Annotated in this window: 2 protein-coding genes; both read right to left on the minus strand. The window is 46.0% G+C overall.

The genetic code is table 11. The features are described from left to right. Positions 1–229: 229 nt before the first annotated feature. The gene (locus tag F6K37_RS33135) at positions 230–3,709 is read right to left on the minus strand and encodes an NB-ARC domain-containing protein (protein ID WP_287254914.1); all 3,480 of its coding nucleotides are present in this window, start codon (positions 3,707–3,709) and stop codon (positions 230–232) included. After that, positions 3,710–4,198, minus strand: coding sequence for a hypothetical protein (locus F6K37_RS33140; RefSeq protein ID WP_287254916.1), 489 nt, complete (start codon positions 4,196–4,198; stop codon positions 3,710–3,712). Positions 4,199–4,400 lie beyond the last annotated feature (202 nt).

The following is a 4,400-nucleotide window of genomic DNA, read 5'->3' on the forward strand; positions in this document are numbered from 1 at the left end:
CCCTCAAAGCAGAACAGTTGATAGGCCGCTACTATCTCAGTCATGGACTCCTAATCCCAGACGCTCTAATTGCTGCTACCGCTATTGAAAATCAAATTCTTCTACTCAGTAAAAATCAACGAGATTATCGCTTTATCTCAGAACTCAATCTATTGAAATATCCATAACGTTGATGGAAAACTCTCCCCGATTCCCGATTCCCGATTCCCGATTCCCGATTCCCTTTTCCCTATTTCCACCATCGACTAACATCATCAACCGCTGCCACCGTTTCTCTTAGGGCTTCAATACCCCCAAACTTGATGATTAAAGGCGCTAATTCAGGAAGAGCTTCAAGAAAATGGGGACGGGTTAGACTAGCTAAACCATCAAGAATTTGTTGCCAAAGAGGAAAATCAACTGATGAAGGAGTTAAGGTCTTAATTAAGTTCTGTAAGGCATCGGGTCGGGAGTATTCATGGTCAAGCCCTCTGGCGCAATCTAAGGCTTCCGGTAACATATCACGGAAGTGGGGGGCTAAGGCCACTAAGGCTTTGGCTCGGTCGTATTCATGGTCAATCCCTCTGGCGCAATCTAAGGCTTGGGGTAACAACTCTTCCGGTAAGTGAGGGGCTAAGGCCACTAAGGCTAATACTCGGTGGTATTCATGGTCAATGCCTCTGGCGTAATCTAAGGCTTGGTGTAACAACTCTTCCGGTAAGTGGGGGGCTAAGGCTTCTAAGACTTTGACTCGGTAGTATTGATCCGAAATCCCTCTGGCGAAATCTAAGGCTTGGGGTAACAACTCTTCCGGGAAGTGGGGGGCTAAGGCTCCTAAGGCTTCGGCTCGGCGGAATTCATGGTCAATCCCTCTGGCGCAATCTAAGGCTTGGGGTAACAACACTTCCGGTAAGTGGGGGGCTAAGGCTCCTAAGGCTTTTGCTCGGTGGTATTCATGGGAAAGCCCTGTGGCGGAATCTAAGGCTTGATGTAATACTTCCGGTAAGTGGGGGGCTAAGGCCACTAAGGCTTTTGCTCGGCGGAATTCATGGGAAATCCCTCTAACGCAATCTAAGGCTTGGGGTAACAACTCTTCCGGTAAATGGGGGGCTAAGACCACTAAGGCATCGGCTCGGTGTTCTTCATGCCAAATCCCTCTGGCGCAATCTAAGGCTTGGGGTAACAACTCTTCCGGTAAGTGGGGGGCTAAGGCCACTAAGGCATCGGCTCGGTGTTCTTCATCCCAAATCCCTCTGGCGCAATCTAAGGCTTGAGGTAACACATCGGGAAAGTGGGGGGCTAAGGCCACTAAAGCTCTGGCTCGGTCTGATTCATCCCAAATCCCTCTGGCGCAATCTAAGGCTTGATGTAATACTTCCGGTAAGTGGGGGGCTAAGGCCACTAAGGCTAATGCTCGGTAGTATTGATTGCAAATCCCTCTGGCGCAATCTAAGGCTTGATGTAATACTTCCGGTAAGTGGGGGGCTAAGGCCACTAAGGCTTCGGCTCGGTGTTCTTCATCGGAAATCCCTCTGGCGCAATCTAAGGCTTGGGGTAACAACTCTTCCGGTAAGTGGGGGGCTAAGGCCACTAAGGCTTCGGCTCGGTACCTTTCATGGTCAATCCCTCTGGCGCAATCTAAAGCTTCTGGTAAAACATCCGGTAAGTGGGGGGCTAAGGCGATTAAGGCTTTTGCTCGGTGTTTTTTATCGGAAATCCCTCTGGCGCAATCTAAGGCTTGGGGTAACACATCCGGGAAGTGGGGGGCTAAGGCCACTAAGGCATGGGCTCGGTCTGATTCATGGTCAAGCCCTCTGGCGCAATCTAAGGCTTGGGGTAACACATCCGGGAAGTGGGGGGCTAAGGCCACTAAGGCATGGGCTCGGTCTGATTCATGGTCAAGCCCTCTGGCGCAATCTAAGGCTTGGGGTAACACATCCGGGAAGTGGGGGGCTAAGGCCACTAAGGCATGGGCTCGGTCTGATTCATCGGAAATCCCTCTGGCGCAATCTAAAGCTTGAGGTAACACATCGGGTAAGTGGGGGGCTAAGGCCACTAAGGCATCGGCTCGGTATTTTTCATCGGAAATCCCTCTAGCGCAATCTAAGGCTTCCGGTAATAAAGAAGACGGGAGATACTTACTAATTGCCTTCAAACTCTCTGCTTGACTTCTAGAATCTTTATTCTGTCGCACATAAGCTAGTGCCTGAGCTGGCGTCCAGATTTTATTCTTAACTAATGCTGCCATTAACTCTGGAGGAATATTTCTAGCCAAGCTATTGAGGGATGTGGTAATCAGAGCATAACGACACTGTAGACTAATCGATTCTGTGGGATTTTCTGTAAAATTAGCTGCTGCTATTTGCCAAGCTTTCGATAGATATTTAACAAAATTGGCAGTGTTTCCCTGTCTTTCACACTGCCAATACCAACCGTTATCTCCTTCTGGAGTTTCTTCTTTCAGGAGTTGATGAATTTCATCTATCTTTTGGGCTTTCTCTAGGTGCCAGGTTAAGTGGTTATAAATATAACCATCATCGGATAAGGTATGCCAGAGGTTGTTATCGGTTAAATTTCGATACTTCTCCAATAATGTGCCATGAGCAGCAGGCAGAGTTATGCCTAATCCTGGTAGATTTCCTTTGCGTTTCGGTTTTGGAGGAGCAATCAATAAATTACGTGCAAGGTCATGAAATAAGTCATGTAAACGGTAGGTTAGTGTTCCATCTGCCCCAGGGCTACCAGACAATAACAGCGCTTTATCTTGGAAGTAGCGCAACTCCTCTGCTGCATCCCGCTCATCATCCATATCCCAGAGAGTTGCAATCATTGCCTGAGTAATGTTTACATCATCCGGTAATATTCCCAGCCAAATAAAGTCTTCTCGTTCTTGTGCTGGTAATCTTTTTATACTCAAGTTTAATGATGCAGTTAAGCTGAGCTGTTTTAAACTTGCCTCATCCTTAGCATCTCTAGCCCCTGGTTGATCCAATCCTTTTAACCGAGCTACCTCTTGCTGCATATCTTGTAATAAAACGTTCCAAGAATTACCACCAGCCACCTGTGCAGCAATTAGTTCTAGGGCCAAAGGCAGGTAACCGACCTCTTTGGCTAAAGCTTCAGCTTCCTGAGTTTCTGTATCAGTGAGGTTACGTCCTAGTTTTTCGGTTAGCAGTTTCATAGCTTGCCATGGCTGCATCACATCCAGAGGATATTCTATGGCTTTGAGAATTTTAGCGATCGCAGCCTCACGAGTTGTTACCAAAATTTGACAACCCGGTCCACCAAAATTAAAGAATTGTGCATCCTCTGTCTTCCAAACATCATCAACCACTAGCAACGCTTTTTTATCGGATAATAACGTTCTTAATTGTAAAGAAGCGCTATCAATGTTAATCGGTTTAAAATCATAATCACCTAATTGCTGTATCCACGTACTTAGAAAGGATAAAATATCAGGGTACTGACCTAAGGTTGCCCAAAAAATCCCATCGGTAAAATGGGATTGAACTTCTGGATCATGGGCTAAGGCTGCAGCTAAGGTAGATTTACCAATTCCTCCTAAGCCATAGATCGCACTAACCACTAAAGTGCCAGCTCTAGCGGTTTCTTTCGATAACAGAATTTGTTTTAGTTGTTCGCTTACTTCCGGGCGTTCGACATAATACGGAGGTGGTGGGGGTGCTTGATTTGGTCGAGTTTGTTTAACCTGCCTCCCAGGCGACTGCACTCAAGTATTATTATAATTAATAGTTTGGTCGCCTTTAATAATATTTTGGCTTCCTCCAATATTAGTATTCTCTTTATTAATACTCTTCCCTTGGACGAAGTTACCCTGGTTATCTACTTTCTCAATGTTGTAATTGTCACGCTTAGCTTGGTGGGATTCCAAGGCTTTGTTAATGTCTTGAATAATTTCCTCTAAATTAGGCAAATCTTGAACATTAACAGTAGTCACTAAATGCTCCATGGCTTGGGCAACTTCGGGATTTTGCTTCGCTGCTGTTTCTAGCTGCAATACCACCTTGGCATAATCGAGGGGTTGCTCTGGAGCTTGCTCGATCGCAGTTACTGTATCTGGAGACTGTTTTCTGAGGCATTCCAGAAACTGGCTAGTCTGGTTCCAGACAACTTGCCCGACATTTTCCCCAGTTTTTTCTAGGGCTTTAGTTCCTAGCACAGTAGAAATAGCGACAACGGCAGCAGCTAATGGTTCCATTTTTGAAGGAGATTATTCAGAGTCTTGGTTTATTATAGTATTTTTAAATTGGGTGAGTTAGTTAGTAGTTAGTAGGGTGGGCAGTGCCTACTAATGCTATCGCCAGATGCTCTTATCTATCTTTGGCACTGCCCACCCTACATCAATATTCTATTGTGATTAATTCTTTGGTGGGCAGTGCCTACTAATGCTATCGCCAGAT

It is taken from the genome of Moorena sp. SIO4E2 (genome assembly GCF_010671945.1).
GTDB lineage: Bacteria > Cyanobacteriota > Cyanobacteriia > Cyanobacteriales > Coleofasciculaceae > Moorena > Moorena producens.